The 16869-nt window shown below is 57.3% G+C and carries 12 protein-coding genes and 1 pseudogene; 5 read left to right on the top strand and 8 right to left on the bottom strand.

Annotated features, from left to right (window positions below; genetic code table 11):
- Window positions 1-56: 56 nt before the first annotated feature.
- From EO776_RS17230 to EO776_RS17210, 4 genes and pseudogenes are all read right to left on the bottom strand, one after another.
- Window positions 57-278, bottom strand: a complete 222-nt coding sequence (locus EO776_RS17230) for a hypothetical protein (protein WP_241897855.1) — start codon at window positions 276-278, stop codon at window positions 57-59.
- A 19-nt stretch (window positions 279-297) separates the two neighbouring features.
- Window positions 298-1046, bottom strand: a pseudogene (locus tag EO776_RS19495) (RNA-guided endonuclease InsQ/TnpB family protein); the annotation flags it as partial.
- Between the two features lie 6 nt (window positions 1047-1052).
- Window positions 1053-2288, bottom strand: coding sequence for an RNA-guided endonuclease InsQ/TnpB family protein (locus EO776_RS17215; RefSeq protein WP_129452609.1), 1236 nt, complete (start codon window positions 2286-2288; stop codon window positions 1053-1055).
- Between the two features lie 492 nt (window positions 2289-2780).
- On the bottom strand, window positions 2781-3437 hold the full coding sequence (locus tag EO776_RS17210) for a helix-turn-helix domain-containing protein (protein WP_129452608.1): 657 nt from the start codon (window positions 3435-3437) through the stop codon (window positions 2781-2783).
- A gap of 211 nt (window positions 3438-3648) precedes the next feature.
- Between EO776_RS17210 and EO776_RS17205 the strand changes: the two genes are divergently transcribed.
- Together EO776_RS17205 and EO776_RS17200 are read left to right on the top strand one after the other, a co-directional pair.
- The gene (locus EO776_RS17205) at window positions 3649-3828 is read left to right on the top strand and encodes a hypothetical protein (RefSeq protein WP_049933472.1); all 180 of its coding nucleotides are present in this window, start codon (window positions 3649-3651) and stop codon (window positions 3826-3828) included.
- An 87-nt stretch (window positions 3829-3915) separates the two neighbouring features.
- The gene (locus tag EO776_RS17200) at window positions 3916-4983 is read left to right on the top strand and encodes a two-component system sensor histidine kinase NtrB (protein ID WP_129452607.1); all 1068 of its coding nucleotides are present in this window, start codon (window positions 3916-3918) and stop codon (window positions 4981-4983) included.
- 1169 nt (window positions 4984-6152) lie between these two features.
- Here the strand turns inward: EO776_RS17200 and EO776_RS17195 are convergent.
- On the bottom strand, window positions 6153-7151 hold the full coding sequence (locus EO776_RS17195; protein ID WP_129452606.1) for an IS110 family RNA-guided transposase: 999 nt from the start codon (window positions 7149-7151) through the stop codon (window positions 6153-6155).
- A gap of 365 nt (window positions 7152-7516) precedes the next feature.
- Between EO776_RS17195 and EO776_RS17190 the strand changes: the two genes are divergently transcribed.
- Together EO776_RS17190 and EO776_RS17185 are read left to right on the top strand one after the other, a co-directional pair.
- Window positions 7517-8494, top strand: a complete 978-nt coding sequence (locus EO776_RS17190) for an IS1595 family transposase (protein ID WP_129452605.1) — start codon at window positions 7517-7519, stop codon at window positions 8492-8494.
- Window positions 8495-8516: 22 nt separating this feature from the next.
- Complete coding sequence (locus EO776_RS17185; RefSeq protein WP_085682831.1) at window positions 8517-8840, top strand: hypothetical protein; 324 nt, start codon at window positions 8517-8519, stop codon at window positions 8838-8840.
- Window positions 8841-9365: 525 nt separating this feature from the next.
- Here the strand turns inward: EO776_RS17185 and EO776_RS17180 are convergent.
- The 3 genes from EO776_RS17180 to EO776_RS17170 form a co-directional block, all read right to left on the bottom strand.
- Complete coding sequence (locus tag EO776_RS17180; RefSeq protein ID WP_176450722.1) at window positions 9366-10802, bottom strand: orc1/cdc6 family replication initiation protein; 1437 nt, start codon at window positions 10800-10802, stop codon at window positions 9366-9368.
- 800 nt (window positions 10803-11602) lie between these two features.
- Entirely contained in the window at window positions 11603-13237 is a 1635-nt protein-coding gene (locus EO776_RS17175) for a hydantoinase B/oxoprolinase family protein (RefSeq protein ID WP_094580487.1), read from the bottom strand.
- Window positions 13234-15225, bottom strand: coding sequence for a hydantoinase/oxoprolinase family protein (locus EO776_RS17170; protein WP_129452604.1), 1992 nt, complete (start codon window positions 15223-15225; stop codon window positions 13234-13236). The genes EO776_RS17175 and EO776_RS17170 overlap by 4 nt, the downstream gene beginning before the upstream one ends.
- Window positions 15226-15443: 218 nt before the next feature.
- On the opposite strand from EO776_RS17170, the gene EO776_RS17165 reads away from it, so the two are divergent.
- Complete coding sequence (locus EO776_RS17165; protein WP_129452472.1) at window positions 15444-16868, top strand: IS4 family transposase; 1425 nt, start codon at window positions 15444-15446, stop codon at window positions 16866-16868.
- Window position 16869: the final 1 nt, after the last annotated feature.

Raw genomic sequence — 16869 nt, 5'->3', positions numbered from 1 at the left:
GCGTCTCAGAAACTCCCCGGTTCGCGTCGCCCCAAACCGGGTCGGAGGGAAACCTCTTACTCGATCGCTTCGATCTCCGGTTCGGCGTCGCCACCAGCGTCGATCGCGCAGGATGCCGTGTACTCCACGTCGTGGACGGACTCGATGGCCGAGTCATCGCCGCAGACCGGGCAGTCGTCCTGCTTGGGGATCTCGACCTTGTCGAACTCCATGTCGAGGGCGTCGAAGAACAGCATCGACCCGTCGAGGGCCTCGCCTTTGCCGATAAGGTGTGTCAACTACCCCACCCTACTTCGCTCACTCTGAGGGGTTCGCTCGTGGAGAGTGGGGCTTGTCCATGAACTCGGCCTCGAACCCATCCAGGTAGGCGGTGAATCCGCCACTCGGCGTCACTGTTCCAGACTTTAGGGCATGCTGACTATTGCCCGTCTAGCGAGACGACTGTTGGCCCCGACGGACATACCGCATCCAGGTGTTCTTCGCCGCGTTGTAGTCCGCGTTCGCTTCCGACTCGCACTTCACGCACCGGAAATCGGTGCGGGTCGCGCGATTCTCCTCAGCTGTGAAGCCACACTCGGAGCACCGCTGTGACGTGTACGCTGACCTGACTTGCTTCACTGAGATACCTTTCGCTTCGGATTTATACGCCACTTTCTCGTACAGCGCTCGGAACGCCCGCTTGTGACCCCACACGCACCTGTGCGATCGCGGATGTGGGTTAGGTTCTCGAAGGCTATCACGTCGGACTCATATCGGAGGGCTTCGTCCACGATAGCGTTCGACGCTCGGTGAAGTACGTCACGCACGTAGCGAAGTTCCCGGCCACTCGACTGTTCGAGCGCCCGATGGGCGCTTCGCGTCCAGGTCTGTTGGAGTCCGGCGCGTACTTTCTCGAACTCGCGGAAGTCGTGAGTCAACTCCCGCCCGCTGAAGAAGAAGGCGGTGCTGGTGACAGCGAGGTTTTGGATACCGAGGTCAACCCCGAGGACCGTCCCGTCCTCGGCGGTGTTCCGCTCCGTACTGTTCTTCTCCCGACGGAAACCGATAGTGAACTACCCCACCCTACCGCTCGGGCTGACGCCCTCGCGCTTGAGGGTGGAGCTTCCTGTTTTCACGACGCGCTTTGCATCCACAACCGAGGACACAGGGAGCGCAGTCTCCACAGGCGTTAATTCGGAGCGTCCCGCTCCTAACCGCTTCTTCACACCGCGAGAAAGAATATTCAACGCCGCGTTCGCGTCTCTGTCAGCCTCGAACCCACACGCCGGGCAGGAGTGTTCGCGCACCCACAACGGTTTCTCGGTCGAAACGCCGCAGGACGCACACTCTTTCGTCGTTCCGCGCGGATTCACAGCAACAAAGTACGTTCCTTCGCGTTCGCACTTGTATTTGAGCATCCGCAGGAATGTTCCCCACGCCGCACCTGCCCGGTTCCGCGAGTTGCCCGGTAGTTCGACCAACCCCTTTGCGTCCAAGTCCTCGACCGCCACGAAGTCGTACTCCCGAGCGTAGTAGTTCGAGAGCTTGTGAAGGAAGTCGCGGCGCTTGTTCTTCAACTCGGCGTGGCGTTCTGCCACGACCCGACGCTGTTTCTCCCAATTGTCTGACCCGTGCTGTTTCCGCGAGAGGTCGTGCTGTGCGCGTTCCAAACGCTCGCGTTCATCGGAGAGGTCAAGGGATTCGACGGCGGTTCCGTCCGTGTCGTGGGCGTACTTGAGAATCCCCACGTCGATGCCGACGCAGTTCTCGGGATTCTCCGGCTTCTCCGGCGGGTCGTCGGGCGTCTCGATGCCGAGAATGGCGTACCACTTCCCGGTAGGTTCTTGCTTGACCGTGACGGTCTTAATGTCGGCGTCGTCGGGGAGGTCGCGGTGGAAGGTGAGCGGGATTTCTCCGAGTTTTGAGAGCCACAGTCGCGTCCGACCGCCCGTGTTCTTGAGCTTGAAGCCGGATTGACTGTAGGTGAAACTGCGGTACTCGCCCGGTGGCTTCCACTTGAGCGTCCCGACGCGGTAGCCGTTCTCTTTGCGCCCTCGTAGTGTCGAGAGGTTGTCGTACAGCCGTTGCACGACCTTCTGTAGTACCTTCGAGTGAACGCCTTTCAGGTCGCTCCACCACTTCTTGAGACTCGGCAGGAGCTTCTGCTCGGAGTATGCCGAGGTGTCGTCGTTCCGATTCAGGCGGTGGAGGAAGTGGTTGTAGACTTGTCTACAGGTATCGAGAGTCCACGCTAACTGTTCTTCGAGAGCGTCGGACGGTCGGAGTCGATACCTGTAGTTGTAGTTCACGAGCGTTCTTCGATGAGTTCGTCAAGTTGTCCGCGAACGAACGACGAGAGGTTAAGATGGTTCTCCTCGACCCACTCGGCTTGGTCTTCGCGGATGGTGATGTTCTTCCGCCTCATTACATACGCATTATGCGTGTTTGTGCGCATAGTTGTTTCGATTGCGTGGGCCTGTGGGCCGAGCGTCGAACGTGTTTGAGAACCGTGCGGCGCTGTATCCCCTCCCTACTCACTCGCTTCGCTCGTTCGTTGAGGAAGGGGCCTTAGCGCCTCAATTCAGGTAATTTTCGAGCATAATGTGAGGATTCTCCGGCTTCACATCTTTCGCATCGGCGATTCCTTCGATGATTTTCTCAACTACCGTCTTGTCCGTACCGTCACTTGTCTCTCACGTGTCAGAGACCCGTCTAATTCGCAGTTTTCAGTGACCGGCTGTTTCGGACAAAACGTATCTGAAGAATAGAACTTCAACAGAGCCTCACCGCCAGAACCGCGGCTACTCGTCCGGTTCGTCGACCAGCAGCGTGTTCAGTACCAGCGTGGAGATACCGCGCCGGAGGCGTTCGGTGACGGCCTGATCGGAGATGCCGAACGAGTCCGCGAGCTCCTGGGTGGAGATCTGCCGCGGGAGCGAGTAGTAGCCGGCCTCGACGGCGGCCGCGAGGGTCTCGCGCTGCGGAGGCGTCATCCCGTACCACGGACCGGCGTCCGGCTTCGTGGGGTTGTAGATGCGCTCGATCGAGACGCCGATGTCCTCGTCGAGGTAGAACTCTTGAAACGACGAGAGCCCCTCGTGGCTCGGGAACCTGAGTTCGAGCCCCCACGTGTCGGCGGTTCCGGTCGCACCCAGCAGGACCGCGTCCAAGTCGAGGATCCGGCGGAGCAGCGAGGCTTCCGAGGGGTCCCAGTTCAGCGCGTACAGCGTCTCGTCATCGTGGGTGTCGACGAGCTGGATGTCGTTGACCGAGGGGTGTTCACGGACGGAGCGCTCGAACGTCTCGCGGACTTCGTTCTGGATCCGAACGAACGGCGTGGGTTTCCCGCCCAGCGGCACCATCGTTTCCAGCGTGAGCTGCGTCGGCTCTTCGATCCGGAGGATCCGTCCCAATTCGAATTCGACAGATGGAATAGTCAACTCAACGATAACGCTCATCAGATACAGCACTGTTCTGTCGCAAACGCGTTAAAAACTCGGTAGAAACCTTCTACCGGAGCGCGATTCACCTTGGTGTACCATGTGTTTCGGTAGTATTATCCGTTTAGGAGACCTATCAATAATCGTAGAAACAGACGACTGCGGTCTCTGTTTGCGCGGCGGTGAGTTTCGCGACAGCATCGTATCGCAGTCGAGTGTACGTTTCATCATGACAACTGGCGACTCATCCGAAGACGACATATCGAGTACAGAGGAGTTCGAGGTCGCCCTCGGTCGGGTGCTCTGCGACGCCCTCGAGAACGGCGTCGATCCCCGCGGAACGTGGGAGTATCGGACCGAGGGCACGGGTTCCGACATGGAAGTCCTGGTGGTCGAACTGGCAGACTGACGCCCGCGGCCTCGCCGCTTGGTTCTGGTATAAGTACCTTGGTAAGCCAGTCCGAAGAGATTGGTAACCGGAGCGTAATCCCCTCGTGTGACAGACGATCCCGACCCCGCGACGAACGCCCTTGATCCTCCGACGAACGCCTCTGAGTCGGGAGACCCCGTGGCCCGTCGCCTCCTCGAAGGCGTCTCCACGCACGCAATCTTCATGTTGAACGCCGACGGGAACATCATCGCGTGGCCGGCGCCGGCGATGGCGCTCTACGGACACGACGCGACGGCAGTCCTTGACCGACACGTCCGGATGTTGTTCGCCGACGACGAGGGCGAGGCGGACTCCGACTCACTTCCCGGGGACTTCTTCGCGGAGCCGAGAGAGGAATCGGTCGAGTTCGAACACTGGCACCGGCGCGCGGACGGCTCCGTCTTCTGGGGCACCCTGACGCTGTCGCCGCTGCGGAACGGCGAGTTCCACGGGTACGCGGCGATCAGCCGGGACACGACGACTGCGAAGGAGTACGAGCGGATGTTAGAGCGGCAGAACGACCGCCTCAAGGAGTTCACCGATATTCTCGCGCACGACCTTCGGAACCCGCTGAACGTCATCGAGGGGAGCCTGACGCTGTACGAGGAGGCCGGTGACGAGGAACACCTCGAACGGATCGGCGAGACGACCGACCGGATGGCACGGCTCGTCGACGACCTGCTCCGCGTCGCGCGACAGGGAAACGTCGTCAGCGACCCGGAGCCGACCGACGTCGGCGAGGTCGTCGAGGCCGCCTGGCGGAGCCTCGGCGGGAACTCGGGAGCGGCGCTCACCTACGAGCCCGTTCCGTCGGTGAGCAGCGACCCCGACCGACTCCGCGAGCTGTTCGAGAACCTCTTCCAAAACGCGACGGACCACGGCGGCGACGACGCAGCGGTCCGGGTCGGGCCTCTCGACACGGGCCTCTTCGTCGAGGACGACGGCCCCGGGATCGCTGACGGCTGCGAGGAGGAGGTCTTCGACCACGGTTTCACCACGCGCGACGGCGGGCACGGCTACGGCCTCTCGGTCGTCCGGACGATCGTCAACGCGCACGGTTGGGACGTCGTCGCGACTGAGGCAGAGAGCGGCGGCGCGCGGTTCGAGATCACCGGGATCGACTTCCTCGGCTGACGGAGGAGCCGACGGACGCCAGCACGAGCCGCGGAACGAATGCGGCCTCCGCCCCTCGGCGGCAACGGGATCGAGGCCACCGACGTATTTTCCATTTCCACCCTCGATTGGTATAAACTGGCTCTGTTGAAATACTTCAGAGCTGATAGAAGCTACGTGCGAGATACAGACGATCTAAATCACGAGTCAGCCGATAGAACGCGCTTGCGTATGTAACAGCCAGCCCGATGGAGTCGAGACGGAAATAATTAATTTCAACCGATGCTTTGTCCGTGTATGAGTTCACCGCTCTCCCGTCGTCGAGTGCTCCACCTTTGTAGTGTGACGAGCATCGCGGCGTTCTCTGGCTGTCTCGCTGACCCGGGAGACAACGGTGGCTTACTAGAGATTCTTCGCACAGATACACCAGACGGAGCAACGGTGACGCCGTCGAGTGATGAACGACTTCGCTCCGTCGAGCCGATTCGAACAGCGCTCAGCCGTGCAGCGGAGCGTTCGGTTGCCGACCAGCGCCTCGACAGGTCGGAGTTTTCGGACGTCAGAGCGGCGCTCTCTCCGCTACCCTATTATGACCGTAGCGACCCGCAGACCGACGGAACTCTCCCCTCTGGAATATACCTTCGTCACAACGGCTCGACGTACGTCGCCTCACTGTGGCCCTACTGTACCGATTCGATTCTCGGAAGCGCAGAGAGTGAGCAAGGCGACTACGGCCGGGGTGGATGTTTAAATCCCGAGGAGCGTCCCGGCGACTCCTAACGGGGTCTTCATAACCATCGCTCCCCGAGTTCTGTAAGCTACGGACTCGCTGAGCAAAGTGGCTGAACCGCTACGGGGCAACCCTTATTGTATTAGAGCCGCGCTCTGTAGCTACCGATTCAACTGGTTCAGTAACAACCATTCTCTCGTGACCGACTCGCGCGCTGTATTCATTACGGCTCCAAGAATATATCATCAGTTGAGGATTTCACCTATGGAAACGCTGCTACCCGGGCAAACCACGTCTAACGACAAAATAATTACGCCGTCCGGGGATCTGCTGTTCTCACAACCGGCAGGCGGTCGGAACGTGTCTGCGGTGCGGTCGCTGTCTGGCGATAGCTGACGCTCACGGAGGGCCTCGGCCCGCCACTGAGGGCCGCCGGACCGGCGGCCCTCAGCTCCCTCGTCTATGCGGTTACACCCGGTGGATCGTACGCTTCTCCCCGATCAAGCATGTGGTAGATCGATACCAGCATCTTCCGAGCTGCTGCCACGATCGCTTTCTGTGAGTTCTTCCGGCTTGCTAACCGGTCGTAAAACCGACTGAGATACTCGTCGTTACTCGTATGAACTGCGGTGTTTGCTGCTTGGACGAGCAGCCATCGTACACGCCCTGATCCACGTTTCGAAATGCCCCCTTCGATCCGCGAGTCGCCTGACTCGCGGATCACCGGGTTCAATCCCACGTAACTGACAACCTCCTTGTCACCGTCAAACCGGTCGATCCCACCTAACTCCGCGTAGATTGTCAGCGCAGTGTAGTAACTCACACCGGGAATCGTCATGAGCAGCTGGGTCTCCTTCAGAGACCCAGCGCGCTCTTCGATCGTCTCATCGAGCTTCTGAATCTCTTCGGTGAGCGACTCGATCAGGTCGAGGTACGACTCAAGCAGCGTGTCGAACGGCGTCGGGATCGAGAGTCCCCGCAGGGACTCTCGTCCCTCCACGGTTAGCGGTTTCACGTCTTCGGTGATGCCGTGATCGGAGAGGAGTCCATGGACCTTGTTGGCGTACTTGGTACGGTTTTCGACCAGGGTCTGTCGCCCGCGCACGAGTGCGCGGGCTTCCCTAACCTCCTCGGTCGGAACGTAGCTTTCAGGCACCGAATTTAACCGGAGCATCCGCGCGAGTTCTTTGGCGTCAACGCGGTCGGTTTTCTTGTCGGTGTCTGCGATCTGGTTGATCTTTTTGGGATGAGCAACGGTCACATCCAAGTGCTCCGACAGCGTGTCGTGGATGTGGTAGTAGTTGGAGGTTGCCTCAAGCACGGCTTGTGCGCCGGCGTACCGCTGGGCGAGCTCGTCGAGGTTCGCGTTCTCAACGCGAACCTCTTCGACGATCTTCCCAGCCTCATCCATCACTGCCACCTGTGCGTACCGTTTGTGGACGTCGATTCCGAGGTACATGGTTGGTTCACCCGGGACGCCAGTGCGTGAAGCAGAGATTCACCTATTCGGGCTTTCCCGGATGCCGCGGGGCGCGGCATCCGGGCTGTAACGCCCATGACTCGGCTTCTTTCGCACACGGACCAGTCAACAGAACGTGCTCGATGGCACGTGAAATCCGTCGGTCTCTTGCGCCCCATATCTTGTTTCACGCTCTGCTAGGGTAGCAGCGTTTCCATCGAGTCAACAGAGACATTTGCGGCGAAATGATTTAGCGGATATCTCGGAAGTGGTCAGTGGTAGATCGTCAGGAGGGAGAAAATCGCTCTTATGTAGAAACGCGGAAAGCCCGTATAATTACACTCAGACAGTTCTAATCTGGCGATATGTCTTCCACTGAGTCAGCGTTCGGCGGGATGTTTCGGCAGCTGATCGAGCTCGGAGTTATCGAGATCAACACCGAGCCGCTCGATGCCCGCATCGAGCGGCGGCTCAAGCGGTTCTGGGAGAATACATCCTGTCCTCGCTGTGGTCACCAGAGTATTATGACGTGGGAAAAACACGACCGAGTTCGATGCCGTAATTGCGAATTTAAGCCAGTATACACCCATGGAACGCCATTTCACGAGAAGCACCTCTCCTGTGGTGAGGTGCTTCTCGCTTTCACTCTCTACGCAGATACGCTGCTGAGTATCAACCAAATTGCGCCGCTGCTCGGTCGCGCTTACAAAACCGTTCACACGGCGATTCGGGAGGCGGAAGCCGCGGTTCAGCGCGGCTTCCCCCTCACCTGGGAACTGTTTAACAAGACCATCGATGGACCGACACAGGTCGACGAATCTGGCAAAGTCTGTTCTGGCTACAAAGGTCAAGAGCCGCCGCGAAACAGTCGTTCTCGCGGCGGCTCGTCGCGCACTGGCCGATCACGCTGGCGAGGGCGTCACGGTGACCAGCTGACGCTCGTCGCGGCGTGCCGCGACTCGCTTCGTGTGATTCGCGGACAGCGTGGGATCGACTACGAAGGCGATCTTGAGCCAGTGATTCAGGAAGCTGAAGACCTCTCCCAGCGGCTGGGAGAGGTCTGGACAGATGGACTCCAAGCGTACCGCGAGATGGATCGGGATCACCGAACGGTCGTCCACAAAGAGAGGTACGTATCGCCTGACGGAGTCCACATTAATCAGGCAGAATGTCTGTTTTCGCTTGTTCAACCGTGGCTGCGGAAGTTCCGCGGCCTGTCCAAGCAAGGCTTGGAGCAGGCCGCTCATACATTCGGGATCATTAGATCGCTGAATCTCACAGGCGCATCCGTCGATATCACCATTGACTGCCTTGTTATGGGGGCTTTCCGTAGTTCTACATAAGAGCGACACGAAGCGACTGACGATGTCTCCCAAGCCACCGACGCCACCGGAAGACCTCCCGACAGAGATCGTTGACACACTCAACAGCTACTCGCCAACGGATCTCCGATACGTCGCACGCTACGCCGAGGCGCTCGCATCGCACAAAGCACGTGGCGCTCAGCCCGACGAGGAGTCAGCTGACGACCAAAATGAAGAGCGACCTGATGATATCCCAGATGACGTCCCCGCCAAAGCGACGATCACGATCAAGGCGATCAATGGTAACCGCTACTACTACTGGCAGTGGCGGGAAGGGGAAAAGATCCGCTCACAATACAAAGGGCCAGTCGACGCGGACGAGTAGCTTCTGACAAGTATACTGGGACTTAGGTCAGTAGAGCCGTCCATGCTCTCCGGACAAATTCCTCGATAATCTGGTGTTTTAGCCCTTCAAAAACGAGATCACACATCGATAGAGGGGTGTATACTCGATTTAATGGGAAGTTACTTAATAGGGTCAAACAGGTGAGACGCATATCTTCTGTGGTTTGATAACAGACACACCGAACACATCGATAGAGGGGTGTGTGCTCAGGCTAACGGAAAACAGTATTTAATCTGTAGATTGAGTCGAAATAAAATCCAAGTTGTATCGTGGTAGCAGGCTGTTTTGAACACATCGATAGAGGGGTGTGTACGTGAACTAACGGGATATCATGAGCAAGGGGCCTAAGACTAGCGTACAGAATGACAATTGTTTCTTGATAACAACCCTAGGGAACACATCGATAGAGGGGTGTATACGCAAACTAATGGACACAGTATCAGGTCTACTCGATCCTGAATGGATCTGGAGGGCGACGAACGGTGATCTTAGTGAGAGTCACCCCTACGTCTGGTTGCGAATTTGAGCTTCAACGACGGAGTTGACCTCATCTTCGGAGACCGCCTCAATGCGCGAATCCTCTCGAAGTGTTTCCAGAATTGTTTCTGGTCGCTCTCCGAACTGGAACTCAAGGAACATTCCAGAGCTCGGGCCGTGGCTCCGACGTTCGAAGTCGACCAGCGAATAGGTTGTGAGCTCTTTCATTTTATTGACGTACGTTTCTTGGTGGTACTGATCAGCGTCGATGGCGTCAGTCAGGTACTGATACACGCGGTAGCCGGTCGTGCTTCGAGCAGACCCGCTATCGGTTTTGGAGGCGACGGCTGCGGTTGCGTATAAGCAGAGCTTCTTTTGTGTACTAATACCACGGACAACCTCAAGCACCCGATTCTTTTCGACTTTGGCTTGTGCGGTACGGACGTGTTTTTCTCGAACGCGAGTGTCACCTTCCCGTTCAGCTAATTCACCGGCAACACGCATGAGATCAATCGCCTTCCTGGCGTCACCATGAGTTTGTGCGGCGAATGCCGCCGCAAGTGGGATGACAGCCTCGTCGACGACATCTTCGTGGAAGGCATCTTGCCTGCGTCGAAGAATCGATTGAAGTTGATCGGCATCGTAATCGTCGAAATGGACATCTTCGGGAGTAAACGAGCTAACTGCGCGACTCCCAACAGATTCCATCATCTTCGTGTCGTTCGAGATCGCAACGACCGAAATATACGCGTTTAGGTCGTCGTTCGTCCCAGCCCGAGAGAGCTGATATAGTAGTCGCGAGAACGCGGGCTCTTGTTTGTCCCGTCGTCCAACGAGCATGTCCAGTTCATCGAGGACAAATACGACGGAGTCGAAATGCTCGTTAACGATACGGTAGAGTTCGTCCCATTTCTCCTTCGTCGCGACGCCGTGTTTAGGAACCTCGACAGCAACCCCCGCTTCATCGGCAGCCTGTTGGACGAGCTCATACACGGCGATACCCAGCGTATCCAGATCTTGGCAGTTCACTTCGATTGTGCCGAACTGGATATCTCGGCTTTTACAGATCCGGCTGATGTTATGGCAAACGGCCTTTGTGATCAGCGACTTGCCCGTTCCGGACGGGCCGTAGAGGAACAAATTTGGCGGTCGGTTGTCTCCAAGCGCAACACGGAGCATTTTGGTGACCTCCTGGAGTTGCTCGTCGCGACCCACAATGCGGTCCTCTTCGACGACGTAGTTAGGATCAAGTAGCGCTCGTTCTCGAATTAGCCCCTTCTGGTCATCAAACTCGAGAAGCATATCCTCGATCGACTGGGAGGGCTCCTCAGAATCAGGATCGCCATTGGACTGTGAATCACCAGTTGTGACGTGAGACGTATTCGACAGCTCTGCTTGAGCCGTTGTCTCATCCTCCGGCGATCCCGACTTCTCTAAAGGATCATCGGAGTCGTCAATACCCATACGCACACTGATACCGCCCTGTATGAAAAAGGTTCCCCACCTCTATCGAAGTGTAATTAGACGTTTGAAACCGCACAATACCGTATTAATCGCGTGAGAACAGTGATAACGGGGTAACTACCAGTAGCCGGTGACGATGTGTTCACGATCGCACGCTCGAAGACACACACCCCTCTATCGATGTGTTCGATGTCTTCGCAGGGTGGGGTGATTTGCTGGCTGGTTCAACTGACGTATTCGAGGTAGTCACGTCTTGTCCGTCCAAATCGAACGAACCGTGCTCTCGTATGTTCTGAACGATTCGTTCTATTCTCCTCATTCTCTCTTCTTCTCTTCTTCAACTAACACAAACACACACACCCCTCTATCGATGTGTTCGATGTGTTCTGACAGCGTGTATTCTGTGGCTTTCACCACGACAACTCTGTGCGGCTTGCTTCCTTACAATATCCGACGTATAACAGTTTAAGACGCCGATTTTGGGCTCTATCGACAATTACAGCTCAGATCTCACTAGTATCGCCTCGACGACGAGTGAGTGGAACACATCGATAGAGGGGTGTGTCTCTTTCGCCTCAAAGTGACGCCTGTTGTATGAGACTTTTACTCTAACCGTGATTCAACTTCTAGCTTATCTAACAGCACCGAACGTCGAGAACACATCGATAGAGGGGTGTGTAGTCCGCAACGTGCTAGCTGCTACACTCACATCTGGTGTTGTAATTTCATGAAGCCGCTGCGGCCGGTGATGTATTGCTCGACCGCGGGCCAGGACAGTTCTTCGAGTTTGTGTGTGTCAGTCATTGATCCTCGTGGTTGTCGCTCACTTTCTCGTCGAGGCGGTCGGCTTTGCGGTCGTCGGCTGTCCGTTTGCTAGGATTACCGTATCCGCCGCCGCCAGGAGTCCGGACTGTGATGGTTGTACCTGCCTCTACCTCTCGAGTAGTTTTGGCGGGTAACGGCTCACCATTAGCGAGGTTCTCACCTGCTGCCCCGGGCTCGCCGCCCGCAGCGCCCTGTGGACGACGACGACGGCGCTCAGTCAGCAATGAGACTACTGCCTCGGTCTCGATGGTTACTGACCGAACCAGTCCCAAGCCGCCGCGGTACTGCCCGTCGCCGCCACTACCCTCACGGAACCCGTATCGTTCGACTGTGAAGGGATACTCAGCTTCTAGTACCTCAATTGGTGTGTTTAGCGTGTTAGTCATCCCAACTTGGACGCCGTCCATCCCGTCTTTGTCGGGTCGTGCGCCGAATCCACCGCCGATAGTCTCGTAGTATGTGAACCCTTCACGATCGCGGTTCCCAATAATAACGTTGTTCATGGTCCCCTGCGATGCTGCTGGCACACGTTCAGGGGCAGCCTCGGCGAACGCCGCGAACACCACGTCGGTGAGTCGTTGGCTGGTTTCAACATTGCCCCCAACGACCGACGCCGGTGGTGTCGGATTCACGACCGTTCCTTGTGGAGCGGTAACAGTGATGTCGGCGTAACTCCCATAATTCGGGGGAATCTCGGGGTCAGTGATACACCGAACTACAAAGTACACCGCGCTCTTCGCCACCGACAGCGGTGCGTTCATGTTGCCGGCACACTGGTCGGCGGTCCCTGTGAAGTCAACTTCGACTGTGGCCCCATCGACGGTGATGGACACCCTAATCGGTATCTCTGCGTCGCTCACGCCGTCGCCCTCAAGCACATCATGGGCCTCGTAAGTTCCATCGGGGAAAGCAGTCAACTCATCTGTCATCCGGGCCTGAGAGTAGTTGATAACCGCGCCGAATGCCTGGTTGACTTGGTCGCGTCCGTGCTCGTCGATAAGCGAGCGCAATCGGTCTTCAGCACGATCGTGGGCCGCAAGCTGTGCGCGAAGGTCTGCTCGCCGTTCGGTCCTGTTACGTACGTTCGCTAAAATCATCGCCAGCAGATCCTCGTTCAGCTCGCCTCCGGAGCGGAGCTTGACCGCGGGGAGGCGTAACCCCTCTTGGTAAATATCAGTAGCGCCGGCGGGCATGCTCCCGGGAGTCATCCCACCCATGTCCGCGTGATGCGCCCGTGTTACGGCGTAGCCGATGACATCTGATTCTGTTGCGATTGGTGAGACAATCGTCACGTCCGGGAGATGGGTCCCTCCCTCGAACGGGTCGTTCAGGATGTACGCATCACCCGGCTCGGGATCCTTTGCGGTCACGGCGGCAACGGCGTCCGGCATCGCGCCGAGATGAACCGGAATGTGCTCTGCTTGTGCGACCATCCGGCCGTCAGCATCGAACAGCGCAGTAGAGCAATCTTGCCGTTCCTTGATGTTCGGCGAGTAGGCACTTCGTATAAGTACCTTCCCCATCTCCTCAGCAATGCTCTCAAGTTTATTTCGAAACACCTCAAGCGTCACTGAGTCGATACTTTCGGCTGTCGAGTCGTCAACCGTCATCGTTGTACCTCCGTGAGTGCGAGCGAGCCGTTCTTTTGTACAGTTGCCTCCCACTCGGGAGGAACAACAGTCGTGCTTTCGTCTTGTTCGAGCACGGCTGGGCCGTCGATTGTGGTCCCGCTCGTCGTTGGTCGACGGTAGACAGGAGTTGTGTACTCCGTACCGTTGAACACGGCAGTATGCTCTGCCAATTTCTCGAAGGTTTCTTCTGTGAGCTCAGTCGCAGAAGCGCTCCGTGGGATCGTCGCGGTGACCCGGAGATTTACCACTTCAACTGGTTCCTCGGCCGTATAGCCGTACACTCTCTTGTGGGCCGTCTCAAATGCGGTCCGAAGTACGTCAGTCTCGATAGGCTGCTCCACGTCGACCTCAAGTTCGAAGCTTTGCCCCCGGTAGCGGAGGTCAGCTGAACACTGAAGCGATATGTCACCTGCGCTGCGGTCGGACGGTAGTTCGGCCGTAAGTTGCTCGTACACCGTCTTAAGCTCTGTTCCCGTTGTTTCCGACAGAGGCGTTTGATACGTTCGGACAGCGTCGTACGTCTCGTCGGCGTCGAGCAGACCGTACGCCGATAGCACGCCGCAAACGTGAGGAACAACGACGGTTCCGATGTCAAGATCATTCGCGAGCGCCGCGGCGTGTACAGGACCTGCACCGCCGAATGCGGCGAGACCGAACTCGCGGGGATCGTGTCCTCGTTCTACAGTGACTGAGCGGATCGCTCGAGTCATATTGGTGTTCGCAACGCGGAACACGCCTTCTGCGGCCTCTCGTGCGGAGTCGAGATCAGCTTCGTCCGCCAGTCGTTCAAGCGAATCAATAGCGGCATCCACGTCGAGCTTGAGTTCCCCGCCTAGTTGCGTCTCCTCGCTGAGATAGCCCAGCACGAGGTTTGCGTCCGTCACCGTTGGCTCTTTGCCCCCATGACCGTAGCAGGCAGGCCCTGGCTTCGAGCCTGCTGACCGAGGTCCTACGCGGAGTGCGCCACCAGCGTCGACCCACGCGATGCTCCCACCGCCAGCTCCAACAGTCGTCACATCAACCATCGGAACGCGGATTGGGTGGCCATCGATCTCACTTTCTGTGGTCCGCTCCACGCTGCCATCTCGAATGAGGCTCACGTCGCTCGACGTACCGCCCATATCGAATGTAACGAATCCCTCAAATTCGTCTTCTCCTACCGTTGTCCCATTTGCTCCAACGACGCCCGCCGCGGGACCAGATAGTACAGTTTGAACGGCGTGGGTACGAATCTCACTTGCCTCGGCGATTCCACCGTTGGACTGCATGATTCGGGGCTGAGGCAGCCCCAGATCGCTAGCACGCTCCGCTAACTGTCCGATGTAGGAGTCGATCACCGGCGTAACGTACGCGTCAACGGCTGCTGTTGATGTCCGCTCGTACTCGCGGAACTCGTTGAGAACCTCATGAGAGGCCGACACCGAGACATCGAGTGCCTCTCGAAGCCGCTTGGCTACGAGCTGTTCGTTGCTCGGATCAACGTATGCGTGAAGGAAAGAGACAACGATGCTCTCGACATTCCGCTCGCGTATTTGCTCTATAAGATCATCGATCACGTCCGCGTCGGGCACCGTTCGATCGCCCTCTATCGTTGTCCGCTCTGGAAGCTCGAACCGGTTCCGACGCTGTATCAGTGGTGTCGGCTTCTCAGCGTCAAGATCGTAGAGATCTGGACGCGTCTGCCGACCCACTTCCAGTACGTCACGGAAACCGTCCGTGGTCACGAGTGCCGTTTCGGCGCCGTCAGCTTCGAGCAGGGCATTGGTCGATACCGTCATCGCATGTGAGAACTCGGTGATCTCGGACGGGTCAATTCCTGCGTCCTTACAGACCTGCTGGATCCCACGGATGACACCCTCGCTCTGGTCTGTCGTTGAGGGAACCTTTGTCGTTGTGAGCGTGCCCTCTGCGATGAGTACCACGTCGGTAAACGTACCGCCGACATCAACGCCGACGGCCGTCGTCATTGTTCCTCGCTCGACCGAGCACCGCTCCATCGATTTATCCCAACCATTGAGCGTCTGTCGGCTCGTGTGCCGTGCTTCATTGATATGTTGTACCAAGTATCACTCATAGAAAAGAGTAATTAAGATGGGCACATACTCTGTGTAAGCTAACCCACGGCTAAAGCCCTGTCTCTTACCCATAAGTTCTAATGCCGCAGCTGACGGACTAATGCCGGAAGATGGGGCACCGTTCACGGAGTTGGCGACCAGAACTTGACGAAGATGGACAGCTGCGTGACATGGATGTCTCTGGGTGGATTCGAACGGAGTTTCGATCAGCCGAGTTTGGAGATAAACGTCTCACTGACCGTCTGGTACAGATTGGGGATGAACTCGGCAGCTCGCCTGCCGAGTCCATCCCAGCATCCTGTGAGAATTGGCCGTCCACAAAGGCTACGTACCGATTCTGCGATAATGATCGTGTGACCCCTGGCGAGATCCTCTCCGCTCATAAACAAGCACAGCACTCGCGAGTGCGTGGCGGAGACGAGCTACTGGTCGTCTCCGACACCACATACCTCACCTACCCACGTCATCCGGCGAAAGATGGACTCGGCGACATTAGCTCTGAAGATATTGATGTTGAAGGAGTCAAACTACACTCGTCAATCGGAGTCTGTCCCGACACGCACCGAATGACCGGGGTCATCGACCAGCAGGCGCTGGTCGAGGACCAACAGACAAACGTCGACTACATCACAAACGGCAAAAACGACCCAATCGACGTTGAAACCCAGTACGAGAAATGGCTGCGTGGAGACAGAGCAGCTCTTGAATGGATTCCTGACGATATCCGTCCGATTTTTGTCCACGACAGGGGCGGCGACGCGTTTTCGTTGTTCGAAGAATTTGGCCGAGAGCGTGACGACACTGGCTTTATCCTCCGAGCGAATCAGAATCGGCGTATCTGGACTGAAGGCGGTGATGCTGGAAAACTATACGAGTGGAGTAGCGACCTCGCCGAGCGAGGTCGCGACTCAATTGAGATTCAACAAGGCGGTGGACGCGAGGCTCGGACAGCAGAAGTGTCGATTACAACAGCCACTTGCGAGATTCGTGCGCCGAAAAACAATCCCGGACAAGAGGGCTCAGTCGAGATCAATGTGGTGAGAGTGGACGAAGTCAGTGAGGCAGACGATCCGATTCAGTGGGTGCTACTCACCACTGAATCGGTCGAGACGTTCGATGATGCCTTGACCATCATCGAGTACTACAGCCTTCGATGGCGGATTGAAGACTGGCACAAAGTGCTGAAGAGTGGCTGTGAGATCGAAGAAAGACAGCTTCAGACGTGGGAGCGTATGGAAGTCTTGCTGAGCGTCTACTCAGTGATCGCGTGGAAGGTGCTAGAGTTACGGGAACTAGCACGGGGGAAGGACTCGCTTGCGCCAGAAACCTTGTTAAGCGACGCTGAACGCGCAGTTCTGGAAACAAAATTTCCAGAACTGAGCGGCAAGAGCGGCAAAGCGTACGCGGTACATGTAGCGAAACTTGGAGGGTATCTTGACCGAGGATCTGATCCACCGCCGGGCTGGCAGACGATGTGGAAAGGGCTTCAGAAGCTCCGCATGTGGGCAGAAGGCTACAAACTGGGTGCTGAATGAG

Source organism: Halorubrum ezzemoulense (assembly GCF_004126515.1).
Lineage (GTDB): Archaea > Halobacteriota > Halobacteria > Halobacteriales > Haloferacaceae > Halorubrum > Halorubrum ezzemoulense.
This window is presented reverse-complemented; position numbering and strand designations above follow the sequence as displayed.

Bases quoted from the DNA above. Each gene is read 5' to 3' on its own strand.
- EO776_RS17190 (WP_129452605.1), top strand. From the start codon at position 7,517: ATGTCTTCCACTGAGTCAGCGTTCGGCGGGATGTTTCGGCAGCTGATC.
- EO776_RS17175 (WP_094580487.1), bottom strand. From the start codon at position 13,237: ATGACGGTTGACGACTCGACAGCCGAAAGTATCGACTCAGTGACGCTT.
- EO776_RS17210 (WP_129452608.1), bottom strand. From the start codon at position 3,437: ATGAGCGTTATCGTTGAGTTGACTATTCCATCTGTCGAATTCGAATTG.
- EO776_RS17205 (WP_049933472.1), top strand. From the start codon at position 3,649: ATGACAACTGGCGACTCATCCGAAGACGACATATCGAGTACAGAGGAG.
- EO776_RS17180 (WP_176450722.1), bottom strand. From the start codon at position 10,802: ATGGGTATTGACGACTCCGATGATCCTTTAGAGAAGTCGGGATCGCCG.
- EO776_RS17165 (WP_129452472.1), top strand. From the start codon at position 15,444: ATGGGGCACCGTTCACGGAGTTGGCGACCAGAACTTGACGAAGATGGA.
- EO776_RS17195 (WP_129452606.1), bottom strand. From the start codon at position 7,151: ATGTACCTCGGAATCGACGTCCACAAACGGTACGCACAGGTGGCAGTG.
- EO776_RS17170 (WP_129452604.1), bottom strand. From the start codon at position 15,225: ATGACGACGGCCGTCGGCGTTGATGTCGGCGGTACGTTTACCGACGTG.
- EO776_RS17185 (WP_085682831.1), top strand. From the start codon at position 8,517: ATGTCTCCCAAGCCACCGACGCCACCGGAAGACCTCCCGACAGAGATC.